This is a genomic window from Acinetobacter sp. 243_ASPC (assembly GCF_001054715.1).
GTDB classification, from domain to species: domain Bacteria; phylum Pseudomonadota; class Gammaproteobacteria; order Pseudomonadales; family Moraxellaceae; genus Acinetobacter; species Acinetobacter soli.
In genome coordinates, this window is sequence record NZ_JVOR01000046.1 from 43,726 (window position 1) to 64,952 (window position 21,227).

The 21,227-nt window shown below is 45.5% G+C and carries 18 protein-coding genes; 14 read left to right on the forward strand and 4 right to left on the reverse strand.

Annotated features, from left to right (window positions below; translation table 11 throughout):
• The first annotated feature begins 1 nt into the window (after position 1).
• From ADA42_RS04895 to ADA42_RS04960, 14 genes are all read left to right on the forward strand, one after another.
• Positions 2-1,075 carry a fimbrial protein gene (locus ADA42_RS04895; RefSeq protein ID WP_048763903.1) on the forward strand — a complete coding sequence of 358 codons (1,074 nt, stop codon included), beginning with the start codon at positions 2-4 and terminating at the stop codon, positions 1,073-1,075.
• Between the two features lie 104 nt (positions 1,076-1,179).
• A complete protein-coding gene (locus ADA42_RS04900; RefSeq protein WP_004943957.1) occupies positions 1,180-1,884 on the forward strand; it encodes an FFLEELY motif protein in 705 nt (234 codons plus the stop codon).
• Between the two features lie 170 nt (positions 1,885-2,054).
• Positions 2,055-2,999, forward strand: coding sequence for a bifunctional demethylmenaquinone methyltransferase/2-methoxy-6-polyprenyl-1,4-benzoquinol methylase UbiE (gene ubiE / locus ADA42_RS04905; RefSeq protein WP_004943959.1), 945 nt, complete (start codon positions 2,055-2,057; stop codon positions 2,997-2,999).
• Between the two features lie 13 nt (positions 3,000-3,012).
• On the forward strand, positions 3,013-3,678 hold the full coding sequence (locus ADA42_RS04910; protein WP_048763905.1) for a ubiquinone biosynthesis accessory factor UbiJ: 666 nt from the start codon (positions 3,013-3,015) through the stop codon (positions 3,676-3,678).
• 13 nt (positions 3,679-3,691) lie between these two features.
• Positions 3,692-5,311 carry an ABC1 kinase family protein gene (locus tag ADA42_RS04915; protein ID WP_048763906.1) on the forward strand — a complete coding sequence of 540 codons (1,620 nt, stop codon included), beginning with the start codon at positions 3,692-3,694 and terminating at the stop codon, positions 5,309-5,311.
• 227 nt (positions 5,312-5,538) lie between these two features.
• Positions 5,539-6,312: a bifunctional phosphoribosyl-AMP cyclohydrolase/phosphoribosyl-ATP diphosphatase HisIE gene (hisIE, locus tag ADA42_RS04920; RefSeq protein WP_004932512.1), complete on the forward strand. Its 774-nt coding sequence runs from the start codon at positions 5,539-5,541 to the stop codon at positions 6,310-6,312.
• 9 nt (positions 6,313-6,321) lie between these two features.
• On the forward strand, positions 6,322-7,824 hold the full coding sequence (locus ADA42_RS04925) for a UvrD-helicase domain-containing protein (protein ID WP_004932507.1): 1,503 nt from the start codon (positions 6,322-6,324) through the stop codon (positions 7,822-7,824).
• Between the two features lie 14 nt (positions 7,825-7,838).
• On the forward strand, positions 7,839-9,209 hold the full coding sequence (locus ADA42_RS04930) for an ATP-binding protein (protein WP_048763908.1): 1,371 nt from the start codon (positions 7,839-7,841) through the stop codon (positions 9,207-9,209).
• A 325-nt stretch (positions 9,210-9,534) separates the two neighbouring features.
• A complete protein-coding gene (locus tag ADA42_RS04935) occupies positions 9,535-12,378 on the forward strand; it encodes a monovalent cation/H+ antiporter subunit A (RefSeq protein WP_004932499.1) in 2,844 nt (947 codons plus the stop codon).
• Positions 12,379-12,380: 2 nt separating this feature from the next.
• Entirely contained in the window at positions 12,381-12,749 is a 369-nt protein-coding gene (locus ADA42_RS04940; protein ID WP_004943971.1) for a Na+/H+ antiporter subunit C, read from the forward strand.
• Positions 12,749-14,557 (forward strand): monovalent cation/H+ antiporter subunit D, encoded by a 1,809-nt coding sequence (locus ADA42_RS04945; RefSeq protein ID WP_048763910.1) that lies wholly within the window; start codon positions 12,749-12,751, stop codon positions 14,555-14,557. Before ADA42_RS04940 ends, ADA42_RS04945 begins: the two co-directional genes overlap by 1 nt.
• A gap of 2 nt (positions 14,558-14,559) precedes the next feature.
• Positions 14,560-15,087, forward strand: a complete 528-nt coding sequence (locus ADA42_RS04950; protein ID WP_048763912.1) for a Na+/H+ antiporter subunit E — start codon at positions 14,560-14,562, stop codon at positions 15,085-15,087.
• Entirely contained in the window at positions 15,084-15,359 is a 276-nt protein-coding gene (locus ADA42_RS04955) for a monovalent cation/H+ antiporter subunit F (RefSeq protein WP_004932491.1), read from the forward strand. Before ADA42_RS04950 ends, ADA42_RS04955 begins: the two co-directional genes overlap by 4 nt.
• Positions 15,360-15,368: 9 nt before the next feature.
• Positions 15,369-15,773 (forward strand): Na+/H+ antiporter subunit G, encoded by a 405-nt coding sequence (locus ADA42_RS04960; RefSeq protein WP_004932488.1) that lies wholly within the window; start codon positions 15,369-15,371, stop codon positions 15,771-15,773.
• A gap of 43 nt (positions 15,774-15,816) precedes the next feature.
• Here the strand turns inward: ADA42_RS04960 and ADA42_RS04965 are convergent, their stop codons facing one another.
• From ADA42_RS04965 to rimP, 4 genes are read right to left on the reverse strand one after another with little or no spacing between them, the layout of a single operon-like run.
• Complete coding sequence (locus ADA42_RS04965) at positions 15,817-16,218, reverse strand: ribosome-binding factor A (protein ID WP_004932486.1); 402 nt, start codon at positions 16,216-16,218, stop codon at positions 15,817-15,819.
• Positions 16,218-18,923 carry a translation initiation factor IF-2 gene (infB, locus tag ADA42_RS04970; protein WP_004932482.1) on the reverse strand — a complete coding sequence of 902 codons (2,706 nt, stop codon included), beginning with the start codon at positions 18,921-18,923 and terminating at the stop codon, positions 16,218-16,220. Before infB ends, ADA42_RS04965 begins: the two co-directional genes overlap by 1 nt.
• An 11-nt stretch (positions 18,924-18,934) precedes the next feature.
• Positions 18,935-20,419: a transcription termination factor NusA gene (nusA, locus tag ADA42_RS04975; RefSeq protein WP_004943981.1), complete on the reverse strand. Its 1,485-nt coding sequence runs from the start codon at positions 20,417-20,419 to the stop codon at positions 18,935-18,937.
• A gap of 35 nt (positions 20,420-20,454) precedes the next feature.
• Positions 20,455-20,979, reverse strand: coding sequence for a ribosome maturation factor RimP (gene rimP / locus ADA42_RS04980; RefSeq protein ID WP_004932478.1), 525 nt, complete (start codon positions 20,977-20,979; stop codon positions 20,455-20,457).
• Between the last annotated feature and the right edge of the window lie 248 nt (positions 20,980-21,227).

A 21,227-nucleotide genomic window follows, 5' to 3' on the forward strand; every position in this document is an offset into this window, starting at 1 on the left:
CATGCAAATGACCCGATCTGGCTTCTTACAGCTGTGTATGTTTATTTTAACGATTCTTATCGGTACTCAAAATAGCTGGGCAACACGCTGTCTGGAAGGCTCAAAATCGCCCACCAATTTTAATATCAACTCGGCAACGAACACTACACACACCACCAATGTAGGTACAATCCGAGTGACTAACTCAAACCAGGCTGCAAATACCCTGCTTTGGCAATCGGCCGTCTATACTACAACCTTTACCTGTTATGACGACTATGCAACAAATGGCACTGAACGAGCCTACCTATGGTTAGACGATGCCACCAAAACACTCGCTCAAGCCTTTAGAAGTACTAATTTAATTATAGGGGTGCGTTACAATGGTACTGATTATCCAATCGATTCTTTAACCGATTATAAAGTCGATACAGGTTATATCGCGATTTCAGGACGAAATAGAGATTCAACAGCGCGTAATAATTGTGCCTTAATTGGTAGATCATCAGGTTATTGTTCGGACCCTCGAACTATCACGGTAAGTTATTCGCTATTTATTAAGTCTCGTGGTTCGGGCAACAACTACACTGGAAGTGCACAGACCTATCAGGCTTTTCAGCTGGATGGTGTAGGTGCCCGAAATGCTAATGGCAACTTTCAGGAAAAAATTTCGAATGTTGCTGTGACTTATATTGACTGCGTAACCAGTTTAAATACACAAAATGTCGATTTAGGCTCTTACTACACTTATCAAGATGTCGGTCCTATTTTACGCCGTACACCTTTCACTATTAATGTAACTACAACAGGTAAAAATTGTGCGGCCTATCCTTTTGCAGGCAAGTTTACTTCAACACAAGCCTATGACACCGACACCATAACGCCTTCTGAAACCGGTATGAAAAATGTAGTGGGCATTAAAGTCTATGAAGCAGGCAGCACCCAGCCGATTGCGCTAGACAGTACATTTGATTTTGGAAGCAGCAACGGTTCGACCCTCACGAAAAACTTTGAAGCGGGTGTCTTTTTTCTAGCCAAACCGTCTACTGCGGGACAATTTAGCTCTACGCTCAATTATGAGGTTTATTTTAAATAGTTTACGCATTGGGATTTTTTTTAAGCGTCCAGATTAAATGGCCATAGCTCTACTCATGAAAGCAACGTATGCTTTTCTAAATATGTTCTTTTTGCACGTTCGTTATGTCCAAGCTTGCTCCATTTGATGACTTATTAAAGCAGTATCATGCGCTTGCGCATCATCATGATCCGATTTTGCGCGATCGTCTTTTTGATGCACAAAGCTGGCTAAAAGCCCGCATGATACATACCCATTCCGATCTGTTTGAACAACCACAATATCGCTTAATGACAGATTATTTTTTAAATCGTTTATATGGTGGTCCCGACTTTGATCCACTGGCGGCTCAAATTGAACGATTACTCAAATATGCCCACAAAGTTGAAAAACTGGTGCCCGACAATGCCATCAAAACGGGGACGAAATCGATTAGTTTAGCCATTCTTGCGCTTGAATTAGACGAACAAATTGCACTGCAACTTCTTAAAGACTATCCAGTCGACACACCCATTACAGACGAAATGATGCGTCAAACTTTAATTCAGCTCGACCAGAAAGCGCAGCGACTACATCAGTTGGCTTTACTCGATGACCTCGGCAAAGCGCTTGATAAATATATGCGCTCATTTGTAATGTATACCGCATTTAAAATGGCCAAAGGGCCAGTCATGAAGCATAACTTTGAGTTGATGTATCACTTTATTGATGAAGGCTTTCGCGCCATGAAACCCATGAAGTCGGCTGAAGCGTTTATCAAGGCCTTTACCCACAAAGAGCGTGAGATTGTTGAAAAGGTTCATGCAGGGCATCCTGATCCATTTTATTGATCTGCTTTCCTTGCGTTTTCAGCAGGGTGCATGCCATGCTTGCACTGCTGCATTTTATGTATAGTATTAATAACAATTGCATGATGACGTCTGTCAAACAACTCCAAACTCTGTCATCATGCACAGCCATTATCATTTGATCATGTGTGTTTACATTCAGGAGCGACATCATGTCTAACGAAAATCAAACGCCCACTACTCCTACTGAGCCGGCTCAACGTTCAGACAGTACCAGTCCTTTCCTGAATAGCCCACTTCCTCAAGGTACACCACAAGGTCAACAACAGTCGTTACAACAAGAATTCAACGATGCGCCGATCAGTAATGTACCAAAATACAATTTACCACGGGGTGCAGGTAAAACAGGCAATGTCGGTGATACCACACACTTTGGATATCAAACTGTAAAAGCTGAAGATAAGGCCCAAAAAGTGGCCGAAGTGTTCCACTCCGTGGCGAGTAAATACGACATCATGAATGACTTGATGTCATTTGGTATTCATCGTTTGTGGAAACGTTTTGCAATTAATATGTCGGGTGTGCGCCGTGGGCAGCATGTGTTGGATATTGCGGGCGGTACTGGGGATCTTGCCAAAGTGTTTAGCCGTGAAGTCGGCCCTCAAGGACGTGTCGTACTTTCCGATATCAATGAGTCGATGCTTAACGTCGGGCGTGACCGTTTACTTGATGCAGGCTGTACCAATGTAGATTTTGTACTGGCCAATGCCGAAACACTCGAACCCTTTGCAGACAACAGCTTTGATCTGCTGACGATCAGCTTTGGCTTACGTAACGTCACGGATAAAGATGCCGCACTTGAAGCGATGTATCGCGTACTAAAACCGGGTGGTCGCCTGTTGGTCCTTGAGTTTTCAAAACCCGTCTTTGAACCTTTTTCAAAGCTTTACGATTTTTACTCATTTACTGCCTTGCCAATCATGGGCAAACTTGTAGCCAACGATGCCGAAAGTTATAAATATCTGGCCGAATCGATTCGTATGCATCCTGATCAGCGTACCTTAAAAGGTATGATGGAGCAGGCTGGCTTTAAAAACTGCGACTATCACAACCTCACCGGCGGTATTGTGGCTGTTCACCGCGGATTCAAACTTTAAAGGATGTAATCTGATGTGGTCGATTCTTGCGCTAGGTGCAATCGAACGCTGTATTCATCATTTTATCGATCTGGATGCCATTACCCGCATCCAGCTCAACCGTCTCCAAGACAAGCTGCTGCGTGTGGTGATTGACAGTCCGCAGCTGTCGGTGGATGTGTTTTTTGATGAACACAAGGTGCGTCTTGAACCTACAGTGACAGGACATGCCGAGAAAGCGTCAATCTTTGAACAACGCCCTTTTGATCAACAACACTGCGTCATCGAAGCCACCGCTACCTTGCATGTGCCCAATGTCATCTCGCTCCTTAAATTGCTTCTCAGCGATCCAGAGCAGATCGGTAACGTACCGCTTCAAGGTGATTATCATCTGTTGCAAGACATTCAGCGTATTTTAAATGAAGCTGAACCTGATCTTGCATCACATTTAAGTCCATGGGTTGGCCCTGCGCTTGCACATGAACTGGGCAAACTCGGTGGTGTGCCCAAACACCTCAAACGTGCAGTCGAAAGCGGATTATTTTTTGCTGAAGATGCACTCAAAGAAGATACCGGTTTGTTCGCTTCACGTTGGCAAATAAACGCACTTCAAGGCCAAACCCGTAAATTGAATCAAGAGCTGGATCGAATCGAAGCCAGACTTTCACAACTTAAAACCAAGATACTACCCAACAATTAGGTGACAACTGACTATGGTTCCGCACGTTTCACGGTTACTCGAACTCTGGCGTATTGCTGCACACTATCGGCTCGACACCCTGTTTCCTGCGGAAGAATTGCCTACCAAAGCACGCCATGCCCTTAATCTGATCCGTCTACATCCTGCCGCATGGTCGAGCCGTGAACGTAAAAATCCGTTCAAGCTCAAAGAAGCCATTGAAGATATGGGGCCACTGGCCATCAAGATGGGGCAATTGCTCTCGACACGTCGTGATCTAATTCCACCTGAAATTTTGGCACAATTGGTATTATTACAAGATCAGGTTAAGCCATTTGATACCCAGATTGCCAAACAGCGGATCCAGAATGCGCTGAAAGCCGATGTAAATACACTCTTTGCACGTTTTGACGAACAGCCCCTTGCTGCTGCCTCAATTGCACAGGTGCATACCGCGGCTTTGTTTGATGGTCGCGAAGTGGTGGTTAAAGTCACTCGTCCCAATATTCGCAGTCAGATTCTGCAAGATTTTGAAATTATCACATGGCTTGGTCAATGGCTCGAAAGCCGGATTGAGGCCGCACGCGCACTGCATTTAACTGAAATTATTCAAGATTACCGTCAGATCATTCTCAATGAACTGGATCTCACACTTGAAGCGGACAATACCCGTCGCATGCGCCATAACTTTACGGGCTCAAGCATGATGTATGTGCCCGAAGTTTATATGGACAGTACCGACGTGATGGTGGCAGAGCGCATTACAGGTGTGCCGATTTCCGATACCGCTACCTTTGATCGCCTTGGTATGGATCGTGCACAACTGGCCGAAAAAGGTCTCACAATTTTCTTTACACAGGTTTTCCGCGACAACTTTTTCCATGCCGACATGCATCCTGGCAATGTCTTTGTTGAAACCCTCAATCCAACTAATCCACGTTTCATTGGACTCGATTGTGCGATTATGGGCGAGTTGTCTAAATCAGATCAGATGACCGTTGCACGCATGCTACTGGCAGTAATGAACAGCAACTTTATGCAGTTGATTCAGATTGTACACCAAGCGGGCTGGATTCCACCCGGTACCGATCAGGATGCCTTGGCTCGTGAAATGCGCCGTACCGTAGGCCCGATGGTCTCTAAACCCATGGATCAGCTCGACTTTGCCGGTATTTTATTGCAGGTGATGGATATTGCCCGACGCTTTCGTTTGGAAATTCCACCTCAACTGATGCTGCTGCTCAAAACATTGGTCCATGTAGAAGGTTTGGGCACCGATTTGTATCCACAACTGGATATCTGGAAACTGGCCAAACCTATTTTGACTGAATGGGTGAAAGCGGAAATGAATCCAGTCAAAAACATGAAGGCGCTGGGTCAGCAAATTCCTGATCTGTTATTGGGCGCGCATGACCTCCCGACTTTAATGATCGACAGTTTAAACGGATTAAAAAATCAATCTGCATGGCAAGATCGTCAGGTGCGTGAAATTCTGCAATTACGTTTGCAAATGGAACAGCAACAAAAGCGGAGCTGGATCTTTGGCAGCATGATTGCAATTTTACTCAGTATTGCTGTGATTGCACCGTGGTATTTCTCAGCTCCTTTAATTGTCGTGGCTACACTGATTGCGCTCTGGCGCGTGACCAAATAAAAGCACGGCGTCATCTCGTGCAGACTGCTTCATGAGCGCTATCTGCCTAATGAAGTACGCCAATCCGACTGGGCCATATGGCCCAGTTTTTCGTATATGCTGGTAAAGCCCCCATGAATCTGGCCAAAAGATCGAGTTTTTTTTCGCAAATCCGGTCAGATGCCGTACACTATAACCGTCTTAAATGACCAACAACTCTTTTTCTATTTCCATATTGGTGATGTCTCATGAACAACGTGCAATGGCTCGATGAAGTAAAATTTAACGAACAAGGATTAATTCCAGCCATCGCGCAGCATCATCAAACTGGTCGTATTTTGATGGTCGCTTGGATGAATCGTGAATCCTTGGCTTTAACCGCAGAAAAAAAACAGGCCGTGTATTTCTCACGTTCGCGTCAAAAGCTTTGGCATAAAGGCGAAGAATCTGGGCACTTTCAAACCGTGTATGAAATTCGTCTCGACTGTGATGCGGATGTCATTATCTTACAGATCGAGCAGCACGGAGGCATTGCCTGCCATACAGGCCGTGAATCCTGTTTTTATCGCGTACTGACTCCGCAAGGCTGGGAAATCGTTGATGCGCAGCTCAAAGATCCAACCGCCATTTATGGTGAAACGGCCAAGCAAGAGCCACACGACACTCTCAAGACCGATGATCAAATCGATGTTCTTGCCTACCTTGGTCAGCTCATGCAAGCGCGTAAGCAGGCACAAGCAGACAGCTCCTACGTGGCCAGTCTGTATCAAAAAGGCCTAAACAAGATTTTAGAGAAAGTGGGTGAAGAAAATATTGAAACCCTGCTGGCGGCTAAAGAGTTTGCACACCAACCAAGTGATGCAACGCGCAATGATTTAATTTATGAAACAGCCGATCTTTGGTTCCATAGCATTATCATGCTGGGCTATTTCGATCTCAGTCCTGAATTGGTACTCAATGAACTGGCACGACGTCAAGGCCTATCGGGTCTGGTCGAAAAAGCCAATCGGATAAAAGGATAACTGCCACCTGTGTCGAGCCAAGAAAAACCAAAAGCCACATACGAACAAGCGACCGCAATTGACAATGCCCGTTTGGGTGAATCGTTTAAGGTGATTGCCTATGCAGGCACAGGAAAAACCACCACCTTGCAAATGATCAGTGATGCCATGCCTGCACGGCGTGGCATGTATCTGGCTTTTAACAAAGCCATTGCCAGTGAGGCACAGCAAAAGTTTCATCGACAAGTGGATTGCAGAACCTTTCATTCATTGGCATTTCGTAGTGTGCCACGCGGCGTTACCGATAAACTTCGCTTACCACGACTCAGCCCCAGCTTTATGGCCAAGGATTATCGGCTTGAGCCGATTACTTTACGTCGATTGATGGGCGGGCGTTACGAAAAATATGTGCTGATGCCCAGTCGTCTAGCCAGTTTAGTGGCCAACACGGTCAGTTACTTTTGCTCGACCAACTCGCAATATCCTGCACCTCGACATATTCAGGCACCGAGCTGGCTGCATCCCGATGACATCGATCAGCTTCAACAGCATCTTTATCCGGCAGTTGAGCGGCGCTGGCTAGAATCGATTGATCCACAGCATCAGGCGGGTATCGGGCACGATATCTACCTCAAGCTCTGGGCGTTATCAAATCCCGTCATTCCAGCCGATTATGTGCTATTTGATGAAGCACAAGATGCCGATCCACTCATGCTCGGCATCTTGCTCAAACAACGTAGTACACAGGTGATCTATGTAGGGGATGCGCATCAGCAAATTTATGCTTGGCGCGGTGCAGTCAATGCCATGCAACAACTGCCCTTGCCTGAGTCACGCCTGACCACCTCGTTTCGCTTTGGCGAAAGTATTGCCGATATTGCCAATCATCTGCTGCATGGACTGAATGAAACCATCCCGCTGCTGGGCAATCCCGAACTGAATTCAAAAGTCGTCAACAAACCGCATACCAAACAGCGTGATGCGATTTTGTGCAGAACCAATGCCCGTGCCATGGAGTTACTCCTCTCTGGTCTGGTTCATGGCGATAAAGTCAGCCTCCAAGCCGATCACAATAAACTCAATCGCTTTGTCGATGCGGCCAGCCAGCTCAAACAGGGCAAACGTGTGACCGACGTTCCAGAGCTGGCATGGTTCAATTCATGGCATGATGTACATGAATATTGTGAAACCAATGATGGCAGTGACATTAAGCCTTTGGTGAAACTGGTCGATGACCACGGTACAGCCCCTCTTAAAAAGGCATTGTCCAAAATTACACCGATTGAGCAAGCAGACTATGTGATCTCAACGGCACATAAAGCCAAAGGTCTTGAGTGGAACCGCGTGCATATTGAAGACGACTACCAATTTAAAATTAACAATTTAGAGCATAAAATTACAGATGAAGAACTTCGTCTGCTCTATGTGGCTTGTACCCGTGCTAAAGTAAGTTTGAACATCCATCATATTTATGATCTTGTGCAACAGCTCAAGTTACGCTCGTCACAGCGCTTGAGTACATCTGTCGTATAGAGAGTGAGCCACTGATGAAGCTAAAATCGATCCGTCTAAAACATATTGGTCCATTTCAAAACCTTGACGTACAGTTCGATTACGCTCAAAAGCCCGTCACATTGATTCTGGGTGAGCATTCATCAGGTAAAACCACGCTGCTCAAGCATCTTTTTCAGGCGCTCAGTTGGTTTCCTGCACGCTTTAAAGACGCGCGTGCTGCCGGCATTGTCATGCAAGATCAAGATATCAGCTTTCAAAAAACGCAGGCAAAAATTCAATTAGATGTGCAATTTCCTGCTGAAATAGGTGTGATCACAGAAAGCAGCGATGTACAACAATACGACGCTCACGGATGCACATGGCGACTATTTAAAACCTTATCGGCCAGTGGGACAGGCATCAGTCAAGTTGATACGCAACAACTTGAACAACTGGTTAGTCTTTATCAGCACGCCATACATCAAGATCCGTTACAAGGCCTGCCTCTGATCGCTTACTACCCTGCCGATCGTTTTATTCACGAAGTAAATTTACTCAGCAAAAATATTCCGGCGGTGTTTCAACCCATTTCTGCCTATGAAACTGTGACGCCACCCTACACCACATTTGCACGCTTCTTTGAATGGTTGCGTGAAGTCAGTGATGTTGAAAATGCTCAGGCTGCTCAGCTTCTACAACGCGTCACCCAACATGATGAAGACAGCAATGCACCACCACTTGAAGAAGTAATGTTTCATGCGCAGGCTCAATTAAAAACGCCACATTTACAAGCACTGAAAAATAGTTTGCAAATGGTTTTTCCTGAATTGACCGATCTTTACCTTGAGTATCACCCTAAATTGCAACTTATGGCGCGCTATCAAGGGCAGCTCCTCCCTTATCAACAATTGTCTAACTCACTCAAAGTCTGGATCGCACTGGTGGGAGATGTGGTCAGACGCCTATGCTTGCTGAATCCATTTAGTCTGTACCCTTGCCTTGAAGGCGAAGGGATTTTGATGATCGACCATATCGATGCTCAGCTGGACCATCAGCTTTCGCATGAAATATTAAAGCGTCTGAGTCGTGCCTTTCCGGCCATTCAAATTATTGCGACAGGCAATCGGGACGAATTACTTGAGCATGCCAGCGATTATCAATCGTTGAAACTGATCCATTTTCAAATTCACACTATTGAACCCAGTGCCCCAGTACATCTTTATGATCAAATCTATAATCGACTGTTTAATCAAGCGACTGAATCGGCTCCCGATGAGTCGCCTTGCTTACTGGCTGGCACCGAGCAACTAGATGGTTTAGTGGCGCAAATTCAGTCACTTTCGCCAGAACAAAAACAGCAACTGATTCAGCTGCTCAAGCCAGATTTACCCTCAGATGAACCGCATGTTGATTCCGCACGATAAATAGGCTGAATAATTAACAAATTAAATCAGATTTTGTGTTACAATTGAAATTACCTATCAATGAAAATCACTATCTTAGCCTGAAGTCTTCATTTAAGTCTTTGATAATGTTATTTTCATGTAAGCGTTGAGGTGTGTTTATTTTCTATCCTGTATACTGCTTTGGATAGTTTTATTTTGTTTTTTCAAGTTGCGCAATACAGCTTGTTTTTTCCTTGCTTTGTTCTATTTTGGTTTTTAAGTGATCAATATTTGGAAGGCTCTTTGTCATCCTAGACCGCTTAAAAGATAAGATTCACGTTTAGGCTGCGGCCTAACTCATGACATGGATACCAGCGTGTTACCGATCATTATCTTATTACCGTTAATATTAGGCACAACACTTGTCTTATTTCTGCAGCGATTTTCTCGAGGGATCACCGCACTCGGTGCCATTGGGGTCAGTCTCGCCAGTTTCAGTTTGCTCTTGACCCAAGCTCAGGCGGTATTTAGTGGTGCCGTTGTTCAGCAAAGCTGGGCATGGTTACCTCAACTTGGAATCAATCTCAGTTTTCGTCTCGATGCGTTGGGCTTGCTGTTTAGCCTCCTCATTACCGGCATCGGTACACTGATTTACATCTATGCATATTATTACCTGAGCGCCAAAAATTCCCTCTCCAAGCTGTATATGTTGCTGATGATTTTTATGGCAGCCATGCTGGGAATTTCACTTTCCAATAACCTCATTCTGCTCCTGATTTTTTGGGAATTGACCAGTATTTCATCTTTTTTACTAGTGGGATATTGGGGGAATTACGAAGCGGCACAGCGTGGCTCACGTATGGCACTTACCATTACAGGTATGGGCGGTCTTGCGATGCTGGGTGGATTTATTTTGCTGGGTCAAATCGCAGGAACTTATCAGATTGATCAACTGCTCGGAATGAAAGAGCTGATTCAATCACATAGCCTATTTGTACCGGCTTTGCTGCTGATTCTACTGGGTGCATTTACCAAAAGCGCGCAGTTCCCGTTTCACTTCTGGTTACCCAATGCCATGGCAGCCCCTACACCTGTCTCGGCCTATTTGCATTCTGCAACCATGGTGAAGGCAGGAATTTTCCTGCTGGCACGTTTGGCCCCAATTTTTGTGGGTGCAGCGCTGTATCATAATATCGTGACGTTTGTCGGCCTATTTACCTTATGTATGGCTGCTTTCTTTGCGATTTTTAAAGAAGATCTAAAAGGTCTTTTGGCATATTCCACCATCAGCCACTTAGGGCTTATTGTGTGTTTGCTCGGTATCGGATCACCGCTTGCGGTGGCTGCGGCGATTTTTCACATCATTAACCATGCCACCTTTAAAGCAGCGCTGTTTATGATCGCGGGAATTATCGACCACGAAACCCAAACACGCGATTTACGCAAACTCAGCGGAATTTGGCAAATGCTGCCCTTTACCGGCACCCTGACCATGATCACTGCCGCTTCGATGGCTGGTGTCCCACTCACCAATGGCTTTATCTCTAAAGAAATGTTCTTTACCGAGTTGGTGGCCAATCTTTCGGGTGGTGCGCTGATCTTCTCGATTATCGTGGCAACACTGGCGGGTATTTTTGCCGTGAGTTACTCGATTCGACTGGTACACGGCGTATTTTTTGATGGTCCAATCGGCAGTAAAGTTCCCAATAAAAATGCACATGAACCACCAATCGGCATGCGTTTACCTGCAATCTTACTGGCAACTTTGTGTATTTTAGTCGGTATTTTACCGGCGCTCTTGGTCGAAAACATTGTCAATCAAACCACCCGTGCAAGCCTGATGACACCAGATTTTGCAGGAAGTCATCTGGCGATTTGGCATGGTTTTAATCTGCCACTGCTGATGAGTGTCATCGCACTGGTGGGTGGGGCATTGTTTTATTTTGCACTTGCAAAAGGTCAGCGCTTGCGCGATATCGATTTAGACCCTTATTTGGGGCGCTTGCAAGGGCGTGAGCTGTTTGATCGTTTCCTTCATTATTTATTGTTGGGCAGTCGTAAAATCAAGCTCAGCACAGAAACCGGATCATTACAGCTTTATCTGTTTTGGATTTTACTTTTTAGCATTGCCATTGTCGCCACACCTCTGGTGAATCAGGGCTTGACCACAGGAACACGTGAGCTGTTACTGGCGCCGTGGGCTGCTGTGGTGTTATGGCTGGTACTTTTCTGTGCCTGCTGGATGATGATCTGGTTCCATCATGAACGAATCAAAGCTGTCTTGATCAGCGGTGCGATTGGTTTGGTGGTGACCATGGTGTTTGTCGGCCTTTCTGCACCTGACCTTGCCTTGACCCAAATTACCGTCGATGTGGTGACCACAGTGTTATTGCTGATGAGTTTGTCATTGCTGCCACAACTTACACCTTATGAATCCAAACGTACGCGTCGCTGGCGCGATGCCAGTATCGCGATTTTGGGTGGCGCTGGGGTGGGCTGGATTGCATGGCTGATTCTAACGCGTGATCACAATTCAATTTCATGGTTCTTCTTACAACAATCGCTTCCACTTGGCGGCGGTTCAAACGTGGTCAACGTTATTCTGGTCGATTTCCGTGGCTTCGATACCTTCGGTGAAATCACGGTACTCGGAATTGCTGCCTTGGGTGCACTGTGCCTCATGGATGGCATGCGAATCCACGGCACCAGCGTGACACCAGGTCTGACCTATCGTTTTAATCCCTCTCCTCTCATGCTCAGAACCACAGCCTCATGGGTACTTCCTGTGGCATTGGTGGTGAGCTTGTATATCTTTTTACGTGGGCATAACTATCCTGGAGGCGGATTCATTGCTGGCTTGATTACCTCCATGGCATTGATCATTCAGTATGTTGCACAGGGTCAGGATCGCGCTGAGCGTCTATTGCAAGCTAAGTCTGGTCGCTTATATGAAATCTGGATTGGTTCAGGACTCATGATTGCAGGGCTTACGGGTTTAGCCGCATGGTACTGGTTACGTCCATTTTTGACCAGTGCGCATATTTATGTGCATCCGCCACTTTTGGGAGAAATGCATCTGGCCAGTGCCGCAGCTTTTGACGTGGGCGTTTATGCCACGGTTGTGGGCGCCACCATGCTGCTGATTTCAGTCTTGGGGGATTCTCGACATTCCACCATGTCTGGTCCTGTTCTACGTGAAGGAGATTGATCATGATAAGTCTTGAGTTTTTACTGGCCTCTGCAATCGGGTTATTGGTTGCAACTGGTATTTATTTGATTCTACGTGCGCGTACCTTTCCCGTCGTATTGGGACTGGCCATGATGGGTTATGCTGTGAATTTATTTTTGTTTGCCATGGGACGCTTGCAGACGAACTCTCCTGCCGTACTCACCGAAACAGCCAATGTAACAGATCCCTTACCTCAGGCTTTGGTGTTGACTGCGATTGTGATTGGATTTGCGACCACAGCCTTTGTGGTGCAATTGGCCATCCGCAGTCGTTATGAGTCTGGAACCGATCATGTCGATTCAAAAGAAGATCCATCACTGAACTATGACCCGCGTGAGGACAAGCCATAATGTTTGATTTTATGACCTTCTGGCATGCTCATGCGCCAATCATGAGTATTTTAATTCCGGCTTTTACTGCATTTGCACTCATTTTGTTGGGGAATCCCGGATCGGGCGCTTTAGATCACGATCCGCGTCAACCATGGCGCCGCGGCATCAGTTTAGTTTCAATCTTGTTGAGTCTGGCAACCGCGATTAGTTATTTCATGATCGCCAATACTGGTCAGATTACGGTTTATCAACTCGGAGAATGGTCGGCACCGTTTGGCATTGTATTAATTCTGGATCGCTTGTCTGCATTCATGCTGTTGCTCACTTATGCCCTTGCTGCACCTGTATTGTGGTTTGCCAGCAAAGAGTGGGATGCGCGTGGTCGTTATTTCCACACCATGTTTCATTTTTTACTCATGGGGGTGTCCGGGGCATTTTTAACGGGCGACTTATTCAACCTGTTTGTCTTTTTTGAAGTTTTGCTGTTGGCATCGTATGTACTGCTGTTACATACACAAGGCAAAGCGCGGTTTCAATTGGGAATACATTACGTCACCATCAACTTGCTGGCTTCTGCACTATTTTTGATTGGCCTCGGGATGATTTATGGCAGTGTCGGCAGTCTCAATATGGCGGATGTGGCGCGCTTAATGCCAATTCTTGAGCCTGATGCACACAAACTTGCAGCAGCGGGTGGCTTATTGTTATTTGTGGTTTTTGGAATTAAAGCAGCCATGCTTCCCGTTGGATTTTGGCTACCGAAAACCTATGCTGTGGCCACAACGCCCGTCGCTGCAATTTTCACCATTATGACCAAAGTGGGGATTTATGCCATTTTACGTGTTAATGGTACGGTATTTGATGATACCTTCTCACAAGCGATGTTACAGCAATGGCTACTACCAATTGGCCTGATCACCTCCATTTATGGTGTGATTGGCGCTATTGGAGCAGATCGTTTACGTCGCTTTATCGGGTTTATGATCTTATCGTCGGTCGGTACATTACTGATTGCCATTGCCATGGCCAACACGCAAGCATGGGCTGCAGCGCTGTATTATCTGGTGCATAGTACCCTGATTGCAGCAGCATTTTATCTGTTTTCAGGCTGGATTACTGCGCAACGTGGTGAGTTTAAGGATCACCTTAAAATTGCGCCGCAAATGAAACAAGACAAGCTACTCTCGATTGTTTATCTACTGATTGCACTCATGCTTGCAGGCCTGCCCCCGTTTAGTGGGTTCCTTGGTAAAGTCTTTATTTTACAGGCCACAGCACAGTCGGCGCATCAGGGCTGGATTATTGCCATTATTTTGATCGTGAGTTTGCTCAGTATTATTGCACTGACTCGTGTGGGCTTTGTGCTGTTTTGGCGCTCAAGCCGTCCTGAGCAAGATCCAACACAACCAGAATATGTACGTTATCAGGCTTTACCTGACCGTGCTCCGGCACGCAACAACATCACGATTTATGTGTTTTTAAGTATTTTAACGGCTTACGTCGTTTTTGCATCGCCCATTCAGCAATACACGCAAGCGACCGCCGAACAAATACGTGATCGATCATTGTATGTCGATCAGGTATTGAAAAAAGACCGTGAAGGCCAAGTGATTAGCGTTCAAACTTTTGATCCAACCTATTTGCCGGAAACCAAATATGGCGGAGAAGCGCCAGATGCCAATGCTCACTATATTCCGTATGTTGTGTCGCCAAATAGTTTAAACGGTGAACATATCTCGTCTTATAAACTGCGCCAGATTGAACAGCAGCTTAAAAACGAGCAAGTTGCACCAAGCGATGCCCAACTCAAACCAATGGAGCAATAGAGATGAAAAAAGATTCTTTACTTGAACGTTGGTTTCCTCATCCATTTGTTTCAGTGATTGTCGTATTGAGCTGGCTCATGCTGTCGCGTAGCGTGGAGTTTGGACATCTGCTCTTGGCAGCTTTACTGGGTATTTTTATTCCACGAATGATGCGTCCGTTTATTAAACGTACGCCGCACATTCACTGGACGCTGGCCATCAAGCTGGTTTTTGTGGTGCTTTGGGATATCGTAATCTCCAACATTCGCGTCGCCAAATTGGTGCTAGGGCCAACTGATCGTTTGTGTCCCAAATGGTATCGTGTACCGCTAGAAACCCAGCATGAACAGGTGAACAGTTTGCTGGCGATGATTATTACCACCACACCTGGCACCGTATCTGCGGGTATTGATCAGGAACGTGGTGATATTCTGGTGCATTCACTCAGCACAGACGATACTGAGCTGGATATTCAAGATATTAAAGATCGCTACGAAAAACCGCTACTTGCCATTTTTGAAGTCGATCCAAATCAAGGAGATCGCGCATGACCATACTTCCTTATGCTTTAGGCATCTGTTTGGTTGCCATTACGATTTCGATGTTTCTTTGCCTGATTCGTTTGGTCATGGGGCCTTCGGTTATTGATCGACTACTGGCACTCGACACCTTGTTTTTAAATGCAACCTGTTTGGTGATTGTGCTGGGAATTTACTGGGCCACCACCAATCTGTTTGAAGGCGCATTGCTGATTGCCATGCTGGGCTTTGTTTCGACTGTCGCATTGGCACGTTATTTTACCACTGGGCATGTCATTGACTAGGAGCAACTCATGCAATTGATCATGGAAATTCTGGTTTCGATCTTTTTATTGATTGGCGCCTTTTTTATTCTGATTGGTGGAATTGGCATGATTCGCCTGCCTGATCTATTTATGCGCCTGCATGCACCCACCAAAGCCAGTACCCTAGGTTTGGGCGGTTTTTTGATTGCCTCAATTATTTATTCTGCATTTCATGGTCGCTTCGGCTTTGCAGAGCTGATCATTACCTTACTGGCATTTATCACAGCACCCGTTTCAGCCAACTTGATGGCACAGGCGGCATTACATTTGCGTTTACGCTCTTTAAGTGGTGAAGTGCCTGAAAGTATTAATCGCCCTTTACCGTGGGATCGCTATAAATTCGGTCAACGCTTTTCATCGACTAAACCGCCTATGGATCCTCCCAAGGATTAAAAGCGCAGCAAAAAAAAGCCACCCGAAGGTGGCTTTTTTTTATTTAAGATTTATCTTCAGGCGACTGTTCTGGCAGATCTTGTACTGCCTTTTCAATCAAACCAAACATGTAATTACCATAGGCATTGGTTTTGTCATAATGAAAACGCAATCTAGGCGTAATACGTGTCTTGATGCGACGGCTTAGTTCATGGCGCAAGAAACCAGATGCTTTATTTAAAACGTCTAGCGTTTCTTTATTTGCTGCCTCACTTTGCTCATCACCGAGCTCACGCCCCATTACTGTGACATAAACTTCAGCATAACCCATGTCTGCACTGACTTTCACCGCCGAAATGGTCACTAGACCACCTAAGCGAGGATCTTTCAGCTCCTGACGGATCAGTTCAGACAACTCACGTTGCACTGAATCCGCCATTCGCTTTAAGCGTTGGCTACCCGCCATTAAAGACTCCGTTTAATTAATTGAACATCATAGACTTCGATCTTGTCTTTGACCTTGATGTCTTTATAACCTTTCACCGCAAGGCCACATTCCATACCGGCACGAACTTCATCTACCACATCTTTATAACGACGAAGAGATTCAAGCTCGCCTTGGAAGACCACCACGTCATCACGTAATACGCGAATCGGCTTATTACGATGTAACATACCTTCAAGTACCATACAGCCCGCTGCTGCACCAAACTTGCTTGAGTGGAATACTTCACGTACTTCAGCAACACCCAAGATGGTTTCACGGTGTTCAGGTGCAAGCTTACCGCTCATGGCATTCTTCACATCATCAATCAATTCATAGATGATGCTGTAGTAACGAATGTCGATGCCGTCTTGATCGCTCTTTTGACGTGCGGTTGTATCGGCACGAACGTTAAAGCCAAGCAATACTGCTTCAGACGATTCTGCAAGTGTTACGTCAGATTCTGTGATTGCACCAACACCTGAACTGATCACACGAACGCGAACTTCGTCCATCGACAATTCATTCAAGGCTGCAGTCAAGGCTTCAAGCGTACCACGTACGTCTGCTTTCAAGACTACATTGACGGTTGGAACGTCTTTTTTGCCCATTGATGACATGATGTTTTCAAGACGCATTGCACTTTGACGCTCAATACGTTTTTGACGTTCACGGTCTGCACGCGCATCGGCCACTTCACGAGCTTTCTTCTCGTCATTAACCACAAGCACTTCATCACCCGCCATTGGAGCATCTGGTAAGCCCAGAATTTCCACTGGAATAGACGGACCTGCAGATTTGATTGGCTGACCATTTTCATCAGACATCGCACGAACACGACCATAAGATGAACCTGCAAGTACAAGGTCACCAATGTTCAATGTACCGTTTTGCACCAGAATCGAGGTCACTGCACCACGGCCTTTGTCGACACGTGCTTCAATCACAACACCCTGCGCAGCACCTTCAGAAGATGCTTTTAATTCCATCAATTCTGATTGAATCAAAATCAAATCAAGAAGTTCATCGATCCCTTGTCCACTGTGTGCAGAAACTTTAGCAATCGGAACATCACCACCCCATTCTTCTGGAACGATTTGTTTCGTTGTTAATTCATTTAACACACGGTCTACATCAGCAGATTCTTTATCCATCTTGTTGATTGCAACAATGATTGGCGTACCTGCTGCACGCGCATGGTCAATTGCTTCTGCAGTTTGTGGCATTACACCGTCATCTGCTGCAACTACCAATACCACGATATCCGTTGCTTTCGCACCACGTGCACGCATTGAAGTAAATGCAGCATGTCCCGGAGTATCTAGGAAAGTAATAATCCCTTTTGGCGTTTCAACGTGATAAGCACCAATATGCTGGGTAATACCACCCGCTTCACCCGCTGCCACTTTCGAGCGACGAATACGGTCAAGCAACGAGGTTTTACCATGGTCTACGTGACCCATGATCGTCACAACTGGCGGACGAGTCGTTTGCTCACCACGTGCTTCTTCAGCCGCTTCAAGCAAGTTATCTTCTGCTTGTGTATCAGAAACTAAAACAGGGTTATGGCCCATTTCTTCAACAACAAGTGCAGCGATATCTTGATCAATCGCTTGATCTTGATTAACCAACTCACCCATTTTCATTAGTGATTTGATGACTTCACGTACTTTGACTGCCATTTTTTGTGCAAGATCGGCAACAACAATGCTTGAACCGATTTCTACATCATAAACTTGCTTTTTAACTGGCTTTTCAAATCCATGCTTATTTGCTTGGCTTGATTTCAAACCACGTTTATTGTGGTTAACAAAGCTTTGCTCTTCTTGACCACGGCGGCCACCTTTTTTACCCGCACGCGGATTGGTGGTTGCGCTACCGCGTTTAATTTCACGGTCTTCTTGCTTAAATGAATCTTCATAAGCTTGGCCAACTAGACCTGAAGCAAGTGGAGAATCATCAATCACACGAATTGTCGTAGTCGCTTCGTCACTTGAATACTTAGACGCCATTTTGCGCATTTGTTCAAGTGTACGCTGTTGCGCTTCTTCCGCTGCTTTACGACGTGCTGTTTCTTCTGTCGCTTTAAGTTTAGCCGCTTCTGCTTCACGCGCTTTACGTTGTTCGGCCGTTTCCACCTGTTTTACATTGACAGGCTTGATTGGTTTATTGGTCGATTTACGTTTTACCACCACCTCAGCTGTTGCCGTTGTGGTTTTTGCGGTTTCTTTTTGCTGAGCAGCACGCATCGCGTTTAACGTTGCTTGCGCTTTATTTTCTACAACTTCGTCACGCTTTGGTTGTTCCGCCACTTGACGCGTACGATCTTGTGTACGTGCTTTTTCTTCGCTTTCCTGACGCGCTTTGGCTTCAGCCGCGATTTGTTCAGGATTTGGCTTGGTAAACGTATGCTTCTTGCGAACTTCTACGTTAATGGTTTTGGCTTTGCCTGATGTGCTCGCCACTTTTGCCGTACTGGTAGTTTTACGTTTCAACGTGATTTTTCCTGCACCACTTTCCTGCCCGTGAACCTTTTTCAAGTAATTCACCAAGGTATTTTGCTGTTCAGTGGTAATAATGTCATTTGCTGTACGTTGTGGCAGACCTGCTTCACGAACCTGTTCAAGGAGCTTTTCAACAGGACGATCAACACTGAGTGCTAACTCTTTAATGGATTTGTCCGTCATGTACCACCCCCTTAATTAAACCAAGATTCGCGTGCTTTCATAATCAGTTGACCTGCTTTTTCTTGACCAAGACCTTCGATATCAGAAATATCATCGGTTGCTTGATCGGCAAGATCATCAACTGTCACGACACCACGTGCTGCAAGAGCGTATGCAAGCTCACGAGTCATGCCTTCCATTTCGAGAAGTTCTTGACTTGGTTCTTGAACATTTTCTTGCTGTTTTAATGCATCTGTTAATGCGGCTTCTTTTGCACGGCTTTGAAGTAACTCAACCAACTCTTGATCAAGCTCAATTTCATCAAAGGTTTCTGGTGGTACGTAAGCAATTTCTTCAAGAGAAGTAAAGCCCATTTCAACCAGCGCCATTGCGAGATCTTCTTCAATATCCAGACGTGTGACAAACATGTCCAAATACTGCTGTGCTTCATTTTGTTGACGAGCACGATACTCTTCTTCAAGCATCATGTCGAGTTTGTAACCAGTTAATTCAGATGCAAGACGTACATTCTGGCCTTGTGAACCAATTGCACGCGCCAACTGATCATTGGTTGCAAAAATAATATCGGCACTGCGTGTATCTTCATCGAGTACGATGCCCGATACATCAGCTGGCTCAAGCGCGCTTGCGATGTATTGTGCTGGATCGTCTGACCATACCACCACATCAATACGCTCGCCGTTGAGTTCTTGCTGAACCGCTTGGATACGCGTACCACGCATACCAATACATGCACCAACAGGATCGATACGATGGTCATTGGTTTTCACGGCAATTTTTGCGCGAACACCCGGCTGACGTGCCGCTGCTTTAATTTCAATGATTTCTTCAGAAATTTCTGGAATTTCTTTTTTCATCAATGCCATCAGCATTTCAGGACGTGCACGTGACAAGAGCAACTGCGCACCACGACCTTCACGGTTTACGCTGTACAAAATTGCGTTAACACGTTGCTTAGGACGCAAAATTTCTTTGGCAATCATTTCTTCACGTGCCAAATACGCTTCTGCATTGTCCCCTAGATCGATAATGAAACCGTCTTTGGTTTGCTTTTTCACTTCGCCATAAATGAGCTCACCCACTTTTGACTCGTAAGCATCTGCAATCAGTGCGCGTTCTGCTTCACGGATTTTTTGTACAATCACTTGCTTGGCAATTTGAGCAGCAATACGACCAAATTCGATCGACTCTACTTCAAGTTCACGCACATCGCCAATTGACCATTTTGATGAATCAACATCAGAAATCGCGTCTTGACATGCTGGCATTTCATGATCTTCATCGGCCACAAGTGTCCATTGACGGAACGTGCGGTAGTCACCTGTTTTACGATCAATTTCAACACGCAACTGCGCTTCTTCTGCATTTGTGCCTTCGTAGAATTTTTTCTTCGTTGCCGCAACAAGAGCTTGTTCTAGCGCTTCGAAGATCGCTTCACGACTAACACCTTTTTCATTACTAACCGTTTCTACAACGGTAAGAATTTCACGGCTCATAAGTCACCTACAGATTCTTATTGATTTAAATGAATTTAGTCCTGATAGATCAAGTTTGCTTTGTCGATATTATGACTATCAATCTCAAGCACATGCTTACCGTCTACTTCTACTTGAATCATTTCATTTTCAAGGTCTACGAGCAACAGTTTTGCTTGGAACTTACGACGATTTTCGACAGCGCTAATTAATCTCAGAGCGACTTGTTGTCCGATATATGCAGACATTTGTTCAAGCTGGAAAAACGGTCGATCCCAACCTGGTGATGAAACTTCAAGTGCATACTCACCTGAAATCGGATCATGAACGTCCAAGATGGCACCCACTTGCTGGGTCACACGAACACAGTCCTGAACGCCAATACCACGTCCGAGCTCAGTTTCCCCGTCTTCATTTACAACAGGTTCAGCAGTCTCATCTACGGGCTTATCAATAAAAATACGCAATAATGAACGCTTGCCTTGTGGAATAAATTCAATTCCCCAAAGATTGACGTCACAGGCTTGCACTGCAGGAGCGATTAGATCTTGGAGTGCTTGGGTTTTGTTTGATAACTTCATTTACTCTCGTCATTTTTGTGCGATTCAATCGGTCCTTTGACCGATTCAGACTTACTATAGTGAAGCATGACTATTTGACCAATTGATGTCGACACTACACGATAGCCAATAAAAAAGGGCGTTAATCGCCCCTATATTTTTGCACAGCAACCTAAAATCCACTGTGCAAAAAGGCCCACCTATCTGTGAGCCCTCTTAGAAACTTGGTAGCGGGAGCTGGATTTGAACCAACGACCTTCGGGTTATGA

Excerpts from the sequence above, each read along its gene's own strand:
- ADA42_RS04895 (WP_048763903.1), top strand. The coding sequence starts at position 2 with ATGCAAATGACCCGATCTGGCTTCTTACAGCTGTGTATGTTTATTTTA.
- ADA42_RS04900 (WP_004943957.1), top strand. The coding sequence starts at position 1,180 with ATGTCCAAGCTTGCTCCATTTGATGACTTATTAAAGCAGTATCATGCG.
- ubiE (WP_004943959.1), top strand. The coding sequence starts at position 2,055 with ATGTCTAACGAAAATCAAACGCCCACTACTCCTACTGAGCCGGCTCAA.
- ADA42_RS04910 (WP_048763905.1), top strand. The coding sequence starts at position 3,013 with ATGTGGTCGATTCTTGCGCTAGGTGCAATCGAACGCTGTATTCATCAT.
- ADA42_RS04915 (WP_048763906.1), top strand. The coding sequence starts at position 3,692 with ATGGTTCCGCACGTTTCACGGTTACTCGAACTCTGGCGTATTGCTGCA.
- hisIE (WP_004932512.1), top strand. The coding sequence starts at position 5,539 with ATGAACAACGTGCAATGGCTCGATGAAGTAAAATTTAACGAACAAGGA.
- ADA42_RS04930 (WP_048763908.1), top strand. The coding sequence starts at position 7,839 with ATGAAGCTAAAATCGATCCGTCTAAAACATATTGGTCCATTTCAAAAC.
- ADA42_RS04935 (WP_004932499.1), top strand. The coding sequence starts at position 9,535 with ATGGATACCAGCGTGTTACCGATCATTATCTTATTACCGTTAATATTA.
- ADA42_RS04940 (WP_004943971.1), top strand. The coding sequence starts at position 12,381 with ATGATAAGTCTTGAGTTTTTACTGGCCTCTGCAATCGGGTTATTGGTT.
- ADA42_RS04945 (WP_048763910.1), top strand. The coding sequence starts at position 12,749 with ATGTTTGATTTTATGACCTTCTGGCATGCTCATGCGCCAATCATGAGT.
- ADA42_RS04950 (WP_048763912.1), top strand. The coding sequence starts at position 14,560 with ATGAAAAAAGATTCTTTACTTGAACGTTGGTTTCCTCATCCATTTGTT.
- ADA42_RS04955 (WP_004932491.1), top strand. The coding sequence starts at position 15,084 with ATGACCATACTTCCTTATGCTTTAGGCATCTGTTTGGTTGCCATTACG.
- ADA42_RS04960 (WP_004932488.1), top strand. The coding sequence starts at position 15,369 with ATGCAATTGATCATGGAAATTCTGGTTTCGATCTTTTTATTGATTGGC.
- ADA42_RS04965 (WP_004932486.1), bottom strand. The coding sequence starts at position 16,218 with ATGGCGGGTAGCCAACGCTTAAAGCGAATGGCGGATTCAGTGCAACGT.
- infB (WP_004932482.1), bottom strand. The coding sequence starts at position 18,923 with ATGACGGACAAATCCATTAAAGAGTTAGCACTCAGTGTTGATCGTCCT.
- nusA (WP_004943981.1), bottom strand. The coding sequence starts at position 20,419 with ATGAGCCGTGAAATTCTTACCGTTGTAGAAACGGTTAGTAATGAAAAA.
- rimP (WP_004932478.1), bottom strand. The coding sequence starts at position 20,979 with ATGAAGTTATCAAACAAAACCCAAGCACTCCAAGATCTAATCGCTCCT.